Origin of the sequence: Halorubrum xinjiangense, assembly GCF_049604745.1 — an archaeon.
Lineage (GTDB): Archaea > Halobacteriota > Halobacteria > Halobacteriales > Haloferacaceae > Halorubrum > Halorubrum xinjiangense_A.
Window position 1 is genome coordinate 3,073,220 of the sequence record NZ_CP187140.1, and the last position, 17,570, is coordinate 3,090,789.

At 70.1% G+C, this 17,570-nt stretch carries 17 protein-coding genes; 8 read left to right on the forward strand and 9 right to left on the reverse strand.

Translation table 11 applies throughout. From position 1 onward, the window contains the following. Nucleotides 1-19 precede the first annotated feature (19 nt). A complete protein-coding gene (locus ACOZ35_RS16605) occupies nt 20-949 on the reverse strand; it encodes a DUF7319 domain-containing protein (protein ID WP_424014595.1) in 930 nt (309 codons plus the stop codon). Nucleotides 950-1,102: 153 nt separating this feature from the next. On the opposite strand from ACOZ35_RS16605, the gene ACOZ35_RS16610 reads away from it, so the two are divergent. Both ACOZ35_RS16610 and ACOZ35_RS16615 read left to right on the forward strand, forming a co-directional pair. Beyond that, complete coding sequence (locus tag ACOZ35_RS16610; RefSeq protein WP_424014596.1) at nt 1,103-1,585, forward strand: DUF7321 family protein; 483 nt, start codon at nt 1,103-1,105, stop codon at nt 1,583-1,585. 102 nt (nt 1,586-1,687) lie between these two features. Then, entirely contained in the window at nt 1,688-2,308 is a 621-nt protein-coding gene (locus ACOZ35_RS16615; protein WP_424014597.1) for an HAD family hydrolase, read from the forward strand. Nucleotides 2,309-2,359: 51 nt separating this feature from the next. Here ACOZ35_RS16615 and ACOZ35_RS16620 read toward each other — a convergent pair whose 3' ends face one another. Further along, complete coding sequence (locus ACOZ35_RS16620; protein WP_424014598.1) at nt 2,360-3,214, reverse strand: MBL fold metallo-hydrolase; 855 nt, start codon at nt 3,212-3,214, stop codon at nt 2,360-2,362. A gap of 3 nt (nt 3,215-3,217) precedes the next feature. Then, nucleotides 3,218-5,071 (reverse strand): radical SAM protein, encoded by a 1,854-nt coding sequence (locus ACOZ35_RS16625; RefSeq protein ID WP_424014599.1) that lies wholly within the window; start codon nt 5,069-5,071, stop codon nt 3,218-3,220. A gap of 94 nt (nt 5,072-5,165) precedes the next feature. On the opposite strand from ACOZ35_RS16625, the gene ACOZ35_RS16630 reads away from it, so the two are divergent. The 3 genes from ACOZ35_RS16630 (at nt 5,166) to ACOZ35_RS16640 (ending at nt 6,209) form a co-directional block, all read left to right on the forward strand. After that, nucleotides 5,166-5,561, forward strand: coding sequence for a hypothetical protein (locus tag ACOZ35_RS16630; RefSeq protein ID WP_424014600.1), 396 nt, complete (start codon nt 5,166-5,168; stop codon nt 5,559-5,561). A gap of 71 nt (nt 5,562-5,632) precedes the next feature. Further along, nucleotides 5,633-5,788: a DUF7559 family protein gene (locus ACOZ35_RS16635; RefSeq protein ID WP_008581677.1), complete on the forward strand. Its 156-nt coding sequence runs from the start codon at nt 5,633-5,635 to the stop codon at nt 5,786-5,788. Between the two features lie 4 nt (nt 5,789-5,792). Continuing rightward, nucleotides 5,793-6,209: an Hsp20/alpha crystallin family protein gene (locus tag ACOZ35_RS16640; RefSeq protein WP_424014601.1), complete on the forward strand. Its 417-nt coding sequence runs from the start codon at nt 5,793-5,795 to the stop codon at nt 6,207-6,209. Nucleotides 6,210-6,227: 18 nt separating this feature from the next. Here ACOZ35_RS16640 and ACOZ35_RS16645 read toward each other — a convergent pair whose 3' ends face one another. Both ACOZ35_RS16645 and ACOZ35_RS16650 read right to left on the reverse strand, forming a co-directional pair. After that, the gene (locus tag ACOZ35_RS16645; protein ID WP_424014602.1) at nt 6,228-7,499 is read right to left on the reverse strand and encodes an NAD(P)/FAD-dependent oxidoreductase; all 1,272 of its coding nucleotides are present in this window, start codon (nt 7,497-7,499) and stop codon (nt 6,228-6,230) included. Between the two features lie 546 nt (nt 7,500-8,045). Further along, a complete protein-coding gene (locus tag ACOZ35_RS16650) occupies nt 8,046-8,546 on the reverse strand; it encodes a metal-dependent hydrolase (protein ID WP_424014603.1) in 501 nt (166 codons plus the stop codon). Between the two features lie 141 nt (nt 8,547-8,687). On the opposite strand from ACOZ35_RS16650, the gene ACOZ35_RS16655 reads away from it, so the two are divergent. After that, nucleotides 8,688-9,821, forward strand: coding sequence for a pyridoxal phosphate-dependent aminotransferase (locus ACOZ35_RS16655; RefSeq protein WP_424014604.1), 1,134 nt, complete (start codon nt 8,688-8,690; stop codon nt 9,819-9,821). Nucleotides 9,822-9,895: 74 nt separating this feature from the next. Here the strand turns inward: ACOZ35_RS16655 and ACOZ35_RS16660 are convergent, their stop codons facing one another. Beyond that, the gene (locus tag ACOZ35_RS16660; protein WP_424014605.1) at nt 9,896-10,174 is read right to left on the reverse strand and encodes a hypothetical protein; all 279 of its coding nucleotides are present in this window, start codon (nt 10,172-10,174) and stop codon (nt 9,896-9,898) included. A gap of 107 nt (nt 10,175-10,281) precedes the next feature. Here ACOZ35_RS16660 and ileS point away from each other — a divergent pair, with 107 nt between their 5' ends. Next, a complete protein-coding gene (gene ileS, locus ACOZ35_RS16665; RefSeq protein WP_424014606.1) occupies nt 10,282-13,434 on the forward strand; it encodes an isoleucine--tRNA ligase in 3,153 nt (1,050 codons plus the stop codon). A gap of 123 nt (nt 13,435-13,557) precedes the next feature. Further along, nucleotides 13,558-14,031, forward strand: coding sequence for a GNAT family N-acetyltransferase (locus ACOZ35_RS16670; protein WP_424014607.1), 474 nt, complete (start codon nt 13,558-13,560; stop codon nt 14,029-14,031). Nucleotides 14,032-14,070: 39 nt separating this feature from the next. Here the strand turns inward: ACOZ35_RS16670 and lrpA1 are convergent, their stop codons facing one another. The 3 genes from lrpA1 to ACOZ35_RS16685 form a co-directional block, all read right to left on the reverse strand. Beyond that, nucleotides 14,071-14,499 (reverse strand): HTH-type transcriptional regulator LrpA1, encoded by a 429-nt coding sequence (gene lrpA1 / locus ACOZ35_RS16675; RefSeq protein ID WP_004598353.1) that lies wholly within the window; start codon nt 14,497-14,499, stop codon nt 14,071-14,073. Between the two features lie 83 nt (nt 14,500-14,582). After that, a complete protein-coding gene (locus ACOZ35_RS16680) occupies nt 14,583-15,521 on the reverse strand; it encodes a thiamine pyrophosphate-dependent enzyme (RefSeq protein WP_424014608.1) in 939 nt (312 codons plus the stop codon). A gap of 3 nt (nt 15,522-15,524) precedes the next feature. Beyond that, entirely contained in the window at nt 15,525-17,420 is a 1,896-nt protein-coding gene (locus ACOZ35_RS16685; RefSeq protein ID WP_424014609.1) for a 2-oxoacid:acceptor oxidoreductase subunit alpha, read from the reverse strand. Nucleotides 17,421-17,570 lie beyond the last annotated feature (150 nt).

Genomic DNA, 17,570 nt, shown 5'->3' on the forward strand with positions numbered 1-17,570 from the left:
AACCGTCGAAATCGTCGGATTACTCCTCTCGCTCACGCTCGGTCGCGTCGCCGTCCTCACCGCTCGCGACGCCGTCCTCGACGGGGACGAACTCGGGGCGCTGTTTCGCCTCGCGGAGCGCGCGCAGCCGGTCCCGGTACTCCTCCGAGCGGAACCGGTCGGAGAGCCGCGCGTTCGCCACCATCGCGAAGAGGAAGAGGCCGACCAACAGGAAGACGATGCCCATCGTCGGCGCGACGATCGTCCCGAGGTCGGCCACGGCGCTCGCGACGAGGAGCGCCGCACCGGCGAGCACCTGGACCGCGGCGATAGCCTGTACCACGAGGTTGCCGAACTCGCCGGAGCCCTCCGGGACGCTGTCCGGGTGCGGGAGCGACCAGTTCTCCGGCGGTTCGGCCACCTCGTACGACTCCATCGCCGCGAGCGCGACGACCGGCTCGATGTCCCGAAGCACCGTCCCCTCGCCGCGCACCTCGCCCGTGGGGCGGATGATCGCGTATCCCTCGTCAGAGTAGACGAGGATGCGCTCCTCGCCGTCCTCGCGGACGCGCTCTAAGACGCCGAACACGTCGCGGGTCGCGATTCGGGACTTCAGTTCGGCGTCGACGCGGTCGAGGAGTTCGTCGCCGGTGATCCACGTGTCCGGGTCGAACGCGGCGTCCCACTCCTCGGCGCTCATCTGCGCCATGTCAGACGGCCCGAAGTCGTCGAAGTCGTACTCCGATTCGACGCGCTCGCGGAGGGCCTCGATGTCGGTCTCGTCCTCTGGGGTTCCGTCGGCGTCGGCCGTCGCGGGGTCGTCGGCGTCGGCTGCCGCGGACTCGTCTCCCTCGCCCGCTTCGGACTCGCCGTCGTCGGCTGACGTGGGGTCGTCCGGACCGTCGGACGCCGGATCGGCCGACTCCTCCGGCGGCGACTCCGACTCCGACCGCGTCGAGGTGTCCTCCATCACCTCGGCGCTACGTGCTCCTGACGCTAACTGTTTTCGTCCGCGCCCGAGGACCGAGAAGGGGGACCGGACACCCGAGGACTGGACGCTCGGGGACCGCGTCACCGGACGCGAATCGCGGGGCTTTACGCGCCGGAGTACGTAGCCGCTCGCATGGTCGACGAGTCGGTCATCGCGGCGCTCGCCGGGGTGTCCGTGACGACGAGCCTCCCCTTCCTCCTGTACGGCGCCTGGATCATGATCGACGCGGAGACGGTGTCGTGGAACGTGTTGATGCGACACCTCCGGTACATCGTCGCGGGACTGGTGCTCACGACGGTCCCCATCGTCGGGTGGATGATCCCGCGCGTCCTCGAACAGCTGACGGGGATGGCGATCCTCCACGCGTTCTTCGGCGTTCAGGCGTACGCCCTCCTGGCGTTCGCGCTCACCGGAATCGTGCGGATCTTCCAGGCGAAGCGGAACGCGGACGCCTACGAGGACCTCGACGTCGATATCGACGAGATCCACGAGGACATGGGCCACTGGCGGAAGCGGCTCCGCGCCGGCGTCTTCGGTTTCATGCTCTTGTGGCTGTGCGCGTGGGTGACCGGACTCTACCGACTGTACACGCTCCACCTCGCGTCGATGATCTGACCACGGCGCGCCGGGAACGGTCCCGCCGACGCCCGTCCCCGCCGCCACCCCCCTCCCCACGACCGACAGCTTCAATCCGGGTTTGCTCGTAACAGGGGTATCGTGGCAGTCACCTTCGACCTCTTCGGGACCCTCGTCGACGTCGAGTACCCATCCGACCCGGCGGAAGCGGTCGCGCGCGAACTGGAGGCCCGCGGCGTGACGGTCCCCGACGACTGGCACGTCGCGTACGGGGAACAACACGTCGAGGCGCCCGCCGGCACGGAGGTCCCTCTCCCCGCGCACGTCGCCCGCGCGCTCGACTCCCGCGGCGTCGACGCGGATCAGAACGTCGCCAGACACGCCGTGATCGCGGCGTTCGACCCCGACGTGACCCGACGCGACGGCGCACTCGACGCGGTCCACGGTGCCGGCGAGCGCGGGCCGGTCGGCCTCCTCTCGAACTGCGCCGTCCCCGAACTCGTCCCGCGGACGCTGATCCGCGCCGGCCTCCGCGGCGAGTTCGACGCGGTCACGACCAGCGTCGGCTGCGGGTGGCGCAAGCCGCACCCCTCGGCGTTCGAGGCCGCAGCGGAGGCGCTCGGGACCACCACGACCGGGCTCGTCCACGTCGGCGACGACGCGGAGACCGACGGTGGGATCGTCGCCGCCGGCGGCCGCTTCGTCGACGTGACGGAGACGCCGCTGTCCGAGGTCGTCGGCGAGCTCGAAGCGGAGCCGTAGGCGGATTCGGCGGCCGATAGAGCGCCGGAGCGAAGCGCGAGCGCGACGCGGTCAGTCGAAACCGCGGTCCGCCAGCCGCGCGCGCCACGCCCCGCCGATCCGCCCCTCCGCGACAAGTTTCTCGACGTGCGCGGCGACCGTCGCCAGCGCGAGGTCCCGCACGCCGGAGAGGTCCTTCTCGTAGGCGCCGTCGACGACCGCGTCGAGGTCGGCCGCGCCGTCGTCGATCGCGGCGATCACGTCGCGCTCGCGCGCCAGCCGGTGCTCGATCAGCCGGTCGCACGTCGCCGCCGGGTCGTCGATCGCGGGCCCGTGACCGGGGAGTAGTCGGCCGTAGCCGGCGTCGCGCACCCGTTCGAGGCTCGCGAGGTACGCGGACAGGTCACCCTCGGGTGCGGCGACCGCGACGCTCCCCTCCGCGACGGCGAGGTCGCCACAGCACAGGGCGGTGCGTCTCGGACTCTCCCCCGGTTCACCCGCCGCGAACGCGACGTGGTCCGGCGTGTGCCCCGGCGTGTCGACGACGCGGACCGCGGTGTCGCCGACCGTCTCACCGGGCGCGACCGTCTCGTCGGGGTCGACGCCGGCCGCCGCGGCGAACCGGTCGGCGTGCCCCTCGCGGGCGACGACGGTCGCGCCCGTCGCGGCGGCGTACTCCGCGACCCCGCCGACGTGGTCCGGGTGGGCGTGGGTGACCGCGATCGCCTCGACCGCGGGGGCGGCCGCGTCGGCCGACCCACGCTCTGCGAGCGCGGCGTCGAGCGCGTCGGTCCGGGCCGCCGGGTCGACGAGGACCCCGTCGAGCAGGTACGCGTTCGTGGTGCCGCCCGGGGCGCGCGTGTCGACGGGGACCTCGACGCGGGTGACCGCGGGGTCGTCGCCCGATTTCGGACCGTTGCCAGCCATCGCTCAGTCCCCACGCCCGAGCGAGGATTGCGCGGCGGGACCGGGACCGGATCCGGGGCGCTCGCGGCCGGGGATCGGCACGTCGGTGTCGCCGGCGACGGCGTACGCCGCCAAGTCGGCCACGCCGGCGTCGACCGCGTCGACCGACTCGTAGGGGCGGCCGACCACGATGTCGCCGGCCCGGCTCCGGTTGATCCCGGGAATGGCGGTCAGCTCGTCCATCGAGGCCGCGTTGACGTCGAGCGGGTACGGGACGCCCGTCACGGAGCGGTAGCCGTGGTCGGTGATCGCCACGTCGATGGTCGTGCCGAGTTCGCGCTCGCCGGGCACCGCGACGAGGAGCGCGTAGGTGCCGAGCTGACGCCCGAACGTCTTGCCGTCCTGGTGGTACTCCAAGTGGAGGTCGGGGAGGACTGTCCCCGGCGGGACGACGCGGTCGAGCATCGGGTTGTCGATGGTCTCGCGCACTTCCCGCTTGTACGCCTGGAACTGGTCTTTGTGCTCCTGTGCGACGTCCGCGCCCGTCTCGGCCATCTCCGTGCCCGCGAACGCCATCACCTGCCGGATGTTGATCCGGCGGAGCATCAGCCCCTCGTCGTACACCGTCTGGAGGAACTCCTTGTTGTGCTCGTACGTCTCCGGGCGCTCGCCGGTCAGCCCGTGGACGAGGTTGATCCCGGGGAGCAGCTTCGGCAGCCGCGGCGAGGCGTCCGGGCCGGTGGAGGGGCCGGTGACGCGCGTCGAGTCGCCGGGCGTCGTCTCCGGCGTGTCGCCCGGGCGCCAGCCGCCCTCCTCGTTGACGACGCGGACGGCCTCCAGACACTCCTCGGCGGTGACGAGCAGGTTATTCTCCTCCTGAACCACGGGGTCGGCGGATTCGAGCCCGAACGCGGCCGTGTCCCCCGGCGTGTTGTGCTCGGCGATGACCCGGATCGCCTCCCTCGACGCCTCCGGGTAATCCGTGATCGTCACGGGGTTCATGTTGTCGAGGTGGAGCGTCCGGAGGTCGGGGGCGACCTCGCGGATTCCGCCGTACAGGTCGCGGAGCGCGTCGGGATTCGGCGCCTCGCCGTCGCCGCCGAACGCGAGGATGTCGGCCTGTCGGCCGAGCCGGAAGTGCCTGACTCCCCGATTCGAGAGCGCGTCGACCTCGTCGACGACCGAGCGCGCCGCGCGGAACGCCGGGTCGCCGTACAGCGGTTCCGTACAGAACGAACACCGGTACGCGCATCCGCGGGAGGTCTCCATCTCGCAGATGAGGTAGTCGGGGTGGTTCGGGTGCTGCTCGACGACGAACGCCCCCCGCCGCGCCCAGCGGTCGACCTCCTCGTTCGTCCGCATCCGGTTCCCGTACCCCTCTAACCCCTCGCGCACGAGGTCGTGGGCCGCGGCCTCGACGTCGCCCATCGCGACGAAGTCGTAGTCGAGGTCGTCGCGCTGGGTCTCCTGTGCGCCCGCGTTCTCCTCCCCGACCCCGAACCGCACTGGGCCGCCGAGCAGCGTCACGCCGTCGGCGGTCCAGCCGAGTTCGCGCACCTCGTCGGGCTCCGCGGGGGTGCCGCCGACGTACTTCCCGGGCACCGTCATCCCGCCGACGTACACCATGAGGTCCGCGTCGGCGACGTCGGCGTGTTTGCCCCGGTCCTCGCGGAGCTCGTCGATGGTGTGGTAGGTGATCTGCGACTCCGGGACGCCCGCATCGACGAGCGCGCCCGCCGTGTACCGCGGGTACGTCGAGAGGTACGGCGGGACGCCGAAGTGGGCCGGCTCGTCGACGTACCCGTCGACGATCGTGACGGAGAGGTCGTTCGGGTCGGCCGGGAGTGACCCCCGAGCCGACGCGGGCGAATCGGTCATGTTACCCTCCGTAGTCGGCCGAGAGGGGAAAAGCGTGCGGAACGTCGGGAACTCCGGCCGATCGCTTATATCGGATCGCTCGAAACCGCGACTCGTGTCCTCCAATACGCCCGCTCGCCGGCAGCGACTCGGACAGTACCTCGCGGTCGCCCTCGTCTGCGCCTTCGGCGCGGCGCAGTTCTACGGCGCCGACCCGCGCCCGTGGGGAGCCGCGGCCGCGTGGGCGGTCGTCACCGCTTTACTCGTCGGCCCGCTCGCGTGGCTGGCGCGGGACCGGCTCCCGCCGGACCGGTACGAGACGCTCGCGTACGTCGCCGCGGGGGCCGCGATGCTCGCCGCGATCGTCTGGCTCGGCGTCTCGCTCGCGTTCGCGCCGCGCCTGTTCCCGTACGGCCCGGGGTTCGCCGCCGGCGTCGCGTTCGGGACCCTCGTCGTCCTGTTCGCGGAGCGAACGGTCGTTCCGGAGCGCATGCGGGGTTCGGGGCTCTGACCGCCGCGCGTTCGCGCCCCCGGGTCGCCGCCGCCACGCCGTTTAAGCCCTCGCCGACACAACTGTCGGGCATGCCATCGACGATGGAGGTCAAGTGCGAAAGCGACGACTGCGAGCTGGACATGTTCGAGAACCACTACACCTACGACGTGCCCGACGACCACGCTGTCGAGGACCTCTCGTGTCCGTACTGCGGGGGGAGCGACCTCGTCGAAATCGAGGTGTGAGTCCGTGAGCCGACTCGTCGAGACCGGTCGGTCCGCGCTCCGGAGTGCCCTCGAACGCGTCGGCCGCGGGTGGGGCCGCGTCCAGGAGCGCCGCCCGCTCTCGCACGACCTCCTCGAGAGCGACGACGCCTACCTCGTCGTCTTCGACGCCCCCGGCGTCCGGGGCGAGGACGTCGACGTCACCTTCCTCGACCGCACCGTCGAGGTGAACTTAGAACGCTTCCGCGACTTCTACGACGGCCACGAGCTCGTGTTCCCGGGCCGCGGCGTCTCGCTGTCAGGCAGCGTCGACCTCCCGCGCGACGCCGACGTGACGCCCGAGGGCGCGAACGCGACGCTCACGCGCAACGGCACGCTCCACGTCGAGATCCCCAAACGCGGCGGGTCGAGCGACGTGGACGTCGTCGAAGAAGACGACTGACCGCGCCTTTTCGATCCCTTACTCCCCGTCCGTCCGGTTCGACAGCGACATCCCCTCCGCGATCTCGAACTCCTCGTCACCGTCGAACCGGTTCGGATCGAACGCGCCGATCCACGGGGAATCCGGATCGTCGAACGCGACGCCCGCGAGCGACGCGAGCACCCCCTCGGCGACCGTCTCGCCGATCGCCGGCGCGCGCATGAACCCGTGTCCCTGCCAGCCGGCGGCAACGAAGAGGGTGGGGTCGGCCTCCCCGCTCGCGTCCATCGGCCCGACGAGCGGGTCGCCGTCGGGCGTCGCGGTACAGAGTCCAGCCCACGCCCGGGAGACGTCCGCGTCGGGATCGATTCGCTCGGTGCGGCCGTCGCCGCGCTCGGTGCCGACGAGCCGCTCGTCGAGGACGGCGGCAACGTCCTCGCGGAACCAGTCGTCCGCCTCGCGCCGGTAGCCGTCGGGGTCGGCCGGGACCGGCTCCGTGCCGTCGCCCGCGAGCAGTCCGTCCGGATGCGGGCGGAGGTACGCGTCCGCGCTCGCGTCGTATACCATCGGGCCGTCGTAGGTCCATCGGGCGACGAGCGCCTGAACGCGGTAGGGGACGACCGGGACTGAAATCCCGGCGTCCGCGAGCAGCGACCGGGTGTGTGCCCCGGCGGCGACGACGACCGCGTCGAACGCGCGCGTCTCGGTCTCCGAACTCCCGTTGCCCCCGGCCTCGCGGATCCGGAGCTCTCGTTCCGCGTCAGTCCGGTCCCCGAGCTCGACGACGGTCTCCGTCTCGACCGCGACGCCCTCCCGGGCGGCCCGCTCGCCGAGCGCGCGGACGTAGCTCGGCGGGTCGGTCCACCCCGCTCCCTCGGCGACCGCCGCGACGGCGAGGTCGTCGGTGTGGAGGGCGGGGAAGCGCTCGCCGAGTTCGTCGGGGTCGACGAGGGACACCTCGCGCCCGTGGTCGCGCATGCGCTCGACCATCGCCGGGACGGCGTCGGCGTCGGGGTCGCCCTCGCGGACTGCGATCACGTACGGGCACGCGGAAAACGAGAAGCCGGGGAGCGACCGGTCGAACGCGCGGAACCGCGCCAGCGCGCGGGCGCCGACCGCGGCGTCGACGTCCTCGGCGTAGGCGTCGTAGAGGACCCCAGCCGCGCGCCCAGAGCTCTCGGCAGCCAGCTCCCCCCGTTCGAAGAGCGTCACGTCGGCGCCCCGGGCCGCGAGGTCGTGGGCCGCCGTGACGCCGACCGCGCCGCCGCCAATGACCGCGACCGTCGGCGCTGACACGTCTTCCTCGATCATGCCTCGGGACACGCGAGCGACGACGAAAAGCCACCGGGACGAGGATGCTTGTTTATAAACAGATGCGGTGGCGCGTGCCTGCGAGCGGCCGCCATCGGCGGCCGCGAGTCAGCACGCGCGAGGGAGTCAGTCGCCGGAGCGAAGCGGAGGCGACTGACGAGGCTGGGGAGGTTTGAGGCTGCGGTGCCGTGTAGGGCGGTGCGGGGCGGGACTCAAAGGGGCAGTCGCGAGGGCGGCGCAGGCGACGTAAGCACTGGAGGGAGTGAGCGAAGCGAACGACCGAAGCGCGCAGCGAGCGTGCGCCGCCCTCGCGGCTGGGGCTTTGGAGGTGTCCTCTGTCGATCAGCGGTCACTCATTTATACGTGATCGATTGGAGATTTGGCGGTGCTATCTACCGATCCGCGGTCATTTATTTATAAGAAAACGGTTGAAAATCCAAAGCTGTCCTCCGGCGATCCACGGTGACTCATTTATAAGCGACCGACTGAGCCCTCCACGCTATCGTCGATGCCGCAGATCACACGACCGCCACACCCGCGATTTATTTATAAACCGAATCCGGCCGCGGCCTGCGAGGCCGCCGAGAGGTCGAGATCGAGGTTGACGACGTAGGTGTGGATCGCCCAGAAGCCCGCCAGCTCGATCGCGGTGATGATCACGGTGACGAGGTCGGCGTACTTGCTGCTCGTCGTCACGCCGCTCGGCAGTCCGTACTCCTTGTCCGAGAGCGGGTGGAACAGCGCGATGCCGCGCCGGCTCCCGACCACGTCGAGGAGGTAGTGGGTCAACACGCCGATCCACACGTACTGGAGGTTGCCGAACACGATCGGGTACGCGAGGAAGATCGCCAGCACGGGGAGGCTGTGGAGCGTCTTCCGGTGGCGCCCGAAGGCGGTGTCGACGTCGGGGAACAGCGCCCCCAACACGACCGGGACGGTGATCTCGGCGACGGTCGTCGCGGTCGCCATGTCGAGGCCGGGCTCGACGATGAACCCGAGCCCGAGGGCGAGCAGCAGGCCGTTGAGAACGTGACCGCGTTTGTTCATATCGCTCGCTGTGCGTGTCGATAGGTCAAACCACCGGATCGCGGCGACGCGCATAAGCGGTGCTTACCCGCCCCGGTCCGCCCCACCGGGCCGCCGCTCCCGGGCCGAAAGAGCCACGGCGGGGGCGCCCGACCCGCCCGTATGGAGTACGAGGAGCCGAAGTTCTTCCACGTGATGCAGTACGCCGCGGCCGCCGACGGCGACGTCATCGACATGGTGAGCGGCAACCCCGACTGGGAGCCGCCCGTCGCACTCCGGGAGGCGCTCCGCGAGTACGCCGACCTGCCGCCCGCAGACTTCCAGTACCCGCCGAGCGACGGGCTTCGCGAGCTGCGGGAGGCGATCGCCGAGCGCCGCGACGTCGACCCCGACCGCGTGGTCGTCACAAACGGCACCGGCGAGGCAAACTACCTCGCGATGGCGCGCGCGCTCGACCGCGGCGCCGGCGACGAGGCGCTGCTCATGGACCCGGTGTACCCGTACTACCCCGGGAAGACGCATCTGCTCGGCGGGGAGCCGACGCTCGTTCCCACGGAGCGCGACGGCGGCCTCGACGTCGACGCGGTCCGCGAGGCGGCGAGCGAGGACACCGCCCTCATCGTCCTCAACACCCCGAACAACCCCACGGGCGCGGTGTACGACATCGACGCGGTCCGCGATGTCGTCGGCGTCGCCGAGGCGGTCGACGCGCTCGTCGTCGTCGACGAGGTGTACGACCAGTTCGACCTCGCCGGCTCGTTCGAGTCCGCCCTCACCCTCGACTCGGACCGCGTGGTCGTCACCAGCGGCTTCTCGAAGTCGATGGCGATCACGGGGCTCCGCGTCGGCTACGGCATCTTCCCCGAGGCGCACGTCGGCGACGCGAAGACCCGGCACATGCTCGTGAACGTCACCGGTGCGCGCCCCTCCCAGTACGCGGTGTACCACGCGCTCGCCGAGACGCCGCCGGAGTACTACGCCGAGTCACGCGAGCTGCTCGCCGAGCGCGTCGACGCGTTCACCGACGCGCTCGACGCGGCCGGCGCGGAGTACAGCCGCCCCGAGGGCGCCTTCTACGTCCTCGCGCGCTTCGAGGGGTTCCCCGGCACGATGGCGAACGTCAAGCGGCTGGTCGACGAGGCGGGCGTCGCCGGCATGCCGGGCGAGGCGTTCGGCACCGCCCGCGACGAGTGGATCCGGTTCGCCCTGGTGACGCCGCGCGCGACCGAGGCCGCCGAGCGGCTCGCCGACTACTTCGCGGACGGCGCGCCGGAAACGCCGGCCGATCCGCGGTGAGCGACGGCGTGCCCGGCTCGCGGTGAGCGACGGCGTGCCCGGCTCGCGGTGAGCGACGGCGGCTGCCTCGACCGCTACCCGCCGCCGCCCCCGCCGAAGCCGCCCTTCCCCGCCTCGGCCTCGCGCTCGCGGCGCTCGCGATCGTCGTTCGCGTCCGACGCCGATCGCTCCGGCGCCGAGCCGGACCGCCGCGCCGAGAGCGCCCAGCCGAGCGCGTACATCGCGACCGCGACGGCGACGCCCGCGGCGGTACCGAGGAACTGCGCGCCGACGACGAACGAGACAGCGGCCAGCGCCGGCCCACCGAGGAGCGCGTACCCGAGGTTCTCGCGCACGACTGGCGGCGTCTCCATGTCCGGAGGGTTCGGGTCCCGGCAGAAGTTTCTTGTCCCCGTCCGCGGCCGCTGAACCGTTCCCACGACTCCGCCGTATTCAAATACGCGCGCGAAGACCAACGCGTATGGAGCAGATCGACGACCAGTACACGCCCGCGGACGTCGAGGCCGCGGTCGACGAGTACTGGGACGAGCAGGACGCCTACGAGGCGGCGAAAGAGGCGCACGCCGACGACCCGCCGTTCTTCTTCGTGGACGGGCCGCCGTACACCTCCGGGCAGATGCACCTCGGGACCGCCTGGAACAAGACGCTGAAAGACGCCGTCATCCGGCACAAGCGGATGACCGGCCACCGCGTCACCGACCGCCCCGGCTACGACATGCACGGGCTCCCGATCGAGGTAAAAGTCGAGGAGGAGCTCGGCTTCGAGAACAAGCGGGACATCGAGGAGTACGGGATGGAGTCGTTCATCGAGAAGTGCAAGGAGTTCGCCTTAGAGAACCGGGCGGCGATGGACGAGGACTTCAAGTCCATCGGGGTCTGGATGGACTGGGACGACCCGTACGAGACCATCTCGCCGGAGTACATGGAGGCCGCCTGGTGGGCGTTCTCCGAGGTCGCCGACAACGGGCTCGTCGAGCAGGGGAAACGCTCGATCTCGCAGTGCCCGCGCTGCGAGACCGGGCTCGCCAACAACGAGGTCGAGTACGAGGACGTCGAGGACCCCTCTATCTACGTGAAGTTCCCGCTCGCGGACCGCGAGGGAAGCCTCGTCATCTGGACGACGACGCCGTGGACGATCCCGGCGAACACCTTCGTCGCCGTCGACGAGGAGCTCACCTACAACGCGGTCCGCGCGGAGAAGGACGGCGAGGAGGAGCTCCTCTACGTCGCCGCCGAGTGCGTCGAGGACGTGCTCGGCGAGGGCCGCTACGAGAGCTACGAGGTCGAGGCCGAGCTCACGGGCGAGGAGCTCGTCGGCTGGGCGTACGACCACCCGCTCGCCGACCGCGTCGCCGAGTACCCCGACTTCGAGGGCGCCGGGCAGGTGTACGCCGCCGACTACGTCGAGGCCGACCGCACCGGCCTCGTCCACTCCGCGCCGGGCCACGGGGAGGAGGACTTCCACCGCGGCACGGAGCTCGGGCTGGACATCCACTGCCCCGTCGGGCCGAACGGCGAGTTCACCGAGGCGGCCGGCGAGTACGCCGGCCAGTTCGTGCGCGACGCCAACGACGACATCATCGAGGACTTAGTCGCCGACGGCCACATGCTCGCGCACGGTACCGTCGAGCACAGCTACGGGCACTGCTGGCGGTGTGACACCGGGATCATCCAGCTCGTCACCGACCAGTGGTTCATCTCGATCACGGACGTGAAGGCGGACCTCCTCGACAACATGGAGGACTCCGAGTGGCACCCCCAGTGGGCCCGCGACAACCGGTTCCGCGACTTCATCGAGGACGCGCCCGACTGGAACGTCTCCCGACAGCGCTACTGGGGCGTCCCGATCCCGATCTGGGTCCCGGAGGACGCCGAGGCCGGCAACCTCGACGAGGACATGATCGTGATCGGCACCCGCGAGGAGCTCGCCGAGCGCGTCGAGGAGGACGTCGACCCCGACTCGATCGACCTCCACCGCCCCGCCGTCGACGACCTCACCATCGTTGAGGACGGGACGACGTACCGCCGGGTCGAGGACGTGTTCGACGTGTGGCTCGACTCCTCGGTCGCCTCGTGGGGCACGCTCGGCTACCCGAGCGACGAGGCCGCGCACGACGAGCTGTGGCCCGCCGACCTGATCATCGAGGCGCACGACCAGACGCGCGGCTGGTTCTGGTCGCAGCTCGGGATGGGGACCGCCGCGGTCGGCGAGATCCCCTACGACGAGGTGCTGATGCACGGCTTCGCCAACGACGAGAACGGTCGGAAGATGTCGAAGTCGGTCGGCAACATCGTCACGCCGGAGGAGGCAATCGAGCGCGCCGGCCGCGACCCGCTCCGGACCTACCTCCTCAGTCACGACCAGCAGGGGGTCGACCTCGCGTTCGAGTGGGACGGGCTCGCCGAGCTGCAGGGCAAGCTCAACATTCTCTGGAACGTGTTCCGGTTCCCCTTGGAGTACATGGAGCTCGACGGCTACGACCCCGCCGACGCCGACCTCGCGGACGGCGAGCTCGAGCTCGTCGACGAGTGGGTGCTCTCGCGGCTCCAGTCGGTCGAGGCCGAGGTCGCCGAGGCCTGGGCGGACTACCAGGTCAGCGACGCCGTCAACGCCGTGATCGAGTTCGTCACGCAGGACGTCTCGCGCTTCTACGTGAAGGCGGTCCGCGACCGCATGTGGGAGGAGGCCGACTCCGCCTCGAAGCGCGGCGCCTACGCCACACTCGCGACCGTCCTCGACGAGGTGATCCGCATGCTCGCGCCGATCGCTCCGTACCTGACCGAGCGGATGTACCAGCGGCTCGACGGCGAGGCGACGACGGTCCATGCGCTGTCGTACCCCGAGCCGGACGCCGCCCTGCGCGACACCGACCTCGAACGCGACGTGGCGGTGTTCCGTAACGTCGAGGAGGCGGCCGCGAACGCGCGCCAGCAGGCCGGCCGCAAGCTCCGCTGGCCCGTGCCGCGCGTCGTCGTCGAGTCGGACGACGAGACGGTCGCGGCCGCGGTCGACCGGCTCGAAGCGCTGATCGCCGACCGCGTCAACGCCCGCGAGGTCGTCGTCACCGACGCCTTCGACGAGCTGGTCGAGACCGCGGAGCCGCAGATGGCCGCCATCGGCCCCGCCTTCGGCGGCGACGCACAGAAGGTGATGGAGGCGGTGCAGGGCGCGACCCGCGCGGCGGTCGAGGGCGGCGAGGTGACCGTCGACGGCGAGCCGGTCGACCTCGACGACGAGATGGTCGAGTACGTCGCGGAGCCGCCGGAGAACGTCTCCGGCGCAGAGTTCGAGGGCGGCACCGTCTACGTCGACACCTCCCTGACGCCCGACATCGAGTCCGAGGGGTACGCCCGCGACGTTATCCGGCGCATCCAGGAGATGCGCAAGGAGCTCGACTTGGATGTCGAGGCGCGGATCCGCGTCGGCGTCGCCGTCGACGACGAGCGCGTCGCCGGCTTCGTCGACGACCACGCCGACCTCATCGCCGGCGAGGTGCGCGCCGACGCGTGGCTCGACGACCCGAGCGACGCCGCCGAGGCCGCGGGCGGCCTCGTCGAGAAGTGGGACGTTGAGGAGACGACCCTCACGATCGGCATCGAGCCGGTCGCGTAGGGGTTCGATCGGGGTACGGGCCGGTTTTCGATCGCCCGCCGAAGCGGATCGCGCGCCCCGCCGCGGGCCGCGAATCGAGCCGACGCCGAAACCTATAGGTGCGTTCTTTACTCACGGTCGACCATGTATGTCCGGGCGGCTCGCCCCGACGACGCGGAGGCGTTGCGGACCGCGGTGTCACGAGCCCGCGAGGAGACGGTGTTCGACGACATCGGCGCGCCCCTGCTTGACGTGTCCGCCGCCGGAGTCCGCGAGGCCGCCGCCGAGGCGGAGTGGTCGTTCCTGATGGAACACGACGAGGAGGGGCCCGTCGGCCTGGCGATCGCGCACCCGGACCCGGACGGCACCGAAGCGGAGCTGCTGGCGCTGTGGGTCCACCCGAACCGCGCGGGAGAGGGAGTCGCGGACGAGCTGCTCGCCCGCGTCGGGGACGCGCTCGCCGACCGCGACATCGAGGTGCTCCGTGCGACGGTCCCGCCGGACCGCCCCAGCGCAGAGGAGTTCTTCAGCGCGCACGGGTTCGCGCCGCGCGGGACCCGCAGAGGGCCGGCGGGCGACGAGTCGGTCGTCGTCGCGGACCCGCGGGTGCTCGCTTGACGCGGGTACGGCGAGAAAGGGCTCCGGCCGCCGGCCGATCTACTTCAGCCGCTCTTGGAGGAACGAGGGGTGCGCCGCGGTGACGCCGTCGACGCCGAGCAGCTTCTCGGAGATGACGTCGCCGAGCTCGTCGCCGTCGCCGGCGCGGACCTCGGCCATCAGCATGTGGTCGCCCGAGGAAGTGTACAGCGCCTGGACCTCGTCGAGCGACTTCAGCTCGCGGGTGGCCTCCACGTACTGTCCGGAGTCGACGTCCATCCCGACCATGGCGATCGACTGCGACGAGAGCTTCTTCGGGTCGACCTCCGCCGAGTAGCCGACGATCACGCCTCGCTCCTCGAGGCGGTCGATGTACTTCCGCACCGTCGGCTTCGAGACGTCGGCCCGCTCGGCGATCTCCCCGCAGGACGCCTGCGCGTCCTCTTCTAACACGGAGAGGATCCGTTCTTCCGTCGATACGGTACTCATACTACTCCGTTTGTCACCAATGAAAAAATACCTTGCGAATCAAAAAACGAACGCACGGCGCCGTGAACGGCCGCCGATCCCGCTCAGGCGTGTTTGTCGAGGAACATGTCGTGGGAGCGCTCCCACTCGTAGTCGTCGTCCCAGTAGCGCTCGGCGAGCGGCTCGTCGGGCATCTCGCCGATCGCCTGCTTCTCCTCGCCGTAGGAGGGACGCTCCTCGTCGACGTAGAAGCGGCCGGTGAGGACCTCGCCCTCGTACAGCGACTCCTCGGTCTCACGCATCATCTCCGCGGCCTCGACGCGGTCCGTCTTGTCGAACTCGTAGTCGTCGGACTCGTTGACGTCGATGTACGGGACGTACTGGCGCGCGTCCTTGTTCCAAGTCGGACACTGGGTGAGGAAGTCGACGTGCGCGAACCCGTCGTGTTCGATCGCCTCGATGATGATCTCCTTCGCCTGGTTCGGGTTCACCGCGGCCGTCCGGGCGACGTAGGAGGCGCCGGCGTTCAGCGACATCGAGAGCGGCTTGATCGGCTCCTTGGCGCTGCCCGAGGGCTGCGTCTTCGACTTGTGGCCCTTCGGGCTGGTCGGGGAGGTCTGCCCCTTCGTGAGCCCGAAGATCTCGTTGTTGAACACGATGTAGGTCATATCGTGGTTCTCCCGGGCCGTGTGGATGAAGTGGTTCCCGCCGATCCCGTAGCCGTCGCCGTCGCCGCCGGCGGCGATCACTTCGAGGTCGGGGTTCGCGAGCTTCGCGGCACGGGCCACGGGCAGCGAGCGCCCGTGGATCGTGTGGAACCCGTACGTGTCGAGGTAGCTGTTCAGCTTGCCCGAACAGCCGATCCCGGTGCAAAGCAGGGTCTCCTCGGGCGTGCGCCCGACCTCCGGAAGCGCCTGTTTCAGCGCCTTCAGGACACTGAAGTCACCGCAGCCCGGACACCAGGTCGGCTGCGGCTCGACGCCGGGGGTGTACTCGTCGCGGTCGATCTCTCGCTCGTCACCGATTGCTGAAAACGTGCTCATTGGTTAGTCACCTGCGGCTGGGACGAAGGTGGTCTGATGGCCGGACGCGTCGCCGTCGCCCTCGACGATGGCGGCCTCGAACCCGTCGACGATCTCCGCCGGCTCGAACGGGTTCCCGTTGTACTTCAGCAGGCTCGACAGCTTCTCGCCGTAGCGGCCGAGGTTCTTCTGAACGAGCCCGCGGAACTGTCCGGACGCCGTCATCTCGACGACGAGGACCTCGTCGACGCTCTCGACGAACGCCTCGACCTGCTCGGTCGGGAACGGGAGCATGTCGGAGACGCCGTAGGACTTCACCGAAATCCCGGCGTCGTTGAGGCGACCGACGGCCTCCTCAACGGTCCCCTGCTGGCTACCGAACGTGAGGATGCCGTACTCGGCGTCCTCGGGGCCGGCATACGAGCCGGTATCCTCCTGATCGAGGTCGTCGCGGATGGCCTCCAGCTTCTGGGTCCGCCGGTCGATCTGCGCGACGCGGTTGTCGGGCGACTCGGCGATGTGCCCGGTGGGGTCGTGCTCGTTGCCGGTCGCGAGGAAGCGACCGCCCTTCTGGCCGGGGATCGACCGCGGCGAGACGCCGTCCTCGACGTCGTGCTGGAACCGGTGGAACTTCCCGTCCTCGCTGTGCGGCTCGTCGGCCAGCGCGTCCTCCGAGAGCGTCTTCCCGAGCGTCGGGTTCGGCTCGCGGTCGAAGTGGCTCTTCGGGACGTTCTTCAGCTCGCCGCCGAGCTTCTGGTCGTACAGAAGGATCGACGGGATCTGGTACTCGTAGGCCAGCCGGAAGGCGAGCCGTGACTGCTCGTACGCCTCCTCGACGGTCCCCGGGGCGAGGACGACCCGCTGGGAGTCGCCCTGCGAGGTGTAGAGGACGTGTTCGAGGTCGGACTGCTCCGGCTTCGTCGGCATCCCGGTCGAGGGGCCGGCGCGCATGGCCTCGACGAGGACGACGGGCGTCTCCGTCATCTCCGCGAGCCCGAGCGGTTCGGACATCAGCGCGAAGCCGCCGCCGGAGGAGCCGGACATCGCCTTGACGCCGGCGTGCGAGGCGCCGACCGCGAGCGCGGCCGCAGCGATCTCGTCTTCCACCTGCTCGGAGATACCGTCGAGCTTCGGCAGGTTCTGCGTCATGATGGTGAACACCTCGGTCCACGGCGTCATCGGGTAGCCGGCGATGAACCGGCAGCCCTCGTCGATGGCGCCGTAGGAGATGGCGTCCGAGCCGGACATGAGCAGCTGCTCTTCGTCGTGTTCGCCCGTCGGTACCGACACGTCCGGGGCGTCCACGTCGTACTCCTCGCGGACCTGGTCGTACGCGATCTGGAGGATCTCGAGGTTCGGCTCGAGGATCTTCTCCGGCATCGCGTCGCGCATGAGGTCTTGCACGTGGTCGAGGTCCATCCCGGTCAGCGCGCAGGTCGCGCCGACGCCGGCGGTGTTCCGCATGACCTCGCGCCCCTGGTCGCGGGCGAGCCCGCGGAGGTCGAGGGGGTAGACGTGCCAGTTGTTCTCTTCGACGCGCTCGTCGAAGTTCGGAATCTCCGAGGCGTCTAACAGTCCCTCGTCGTAGACGATGACCCCGCCCTCGCGGAGCTCGTCTAAGTTCTCCGAGAGCGGCTTGATCTCCTCGTTGCCGTAGACGGCCTCCTCCTGCGGGTTGCGGGCGAACGAGTCGCCAAGCGCGAGCAGGAAGTTGTAGCCGTCGCCCCGGGATTCGACGGGGCCCGCCGACGCGCGGACCTCCGTGTAGGTGTGACCGCCGCGGATCCGCGACGGGTAGTGCCGATGCGTGAAGACGTTGAGCCCCGATCGCATCAAGGCCTTCGCGAAGTTCTGGCTGGTCGAAGCGATCCCGTCACCGGATCCCCCCGATATCCGCCAGATGAGTTCGTCGTCAGTCATAGTGGTGTGTGAGCCCGAGTGGGCCTCGTGGCACGAAGTTGTGTTGGTTCCCTCTTAGGGCTTGCTATGGAATCACAAGGAACAATCATGAAGGTCTATTAGGGTGTCACATAGTCTCATGGTGTCGGCCGGGGTTTCGTGCCCTTGGTG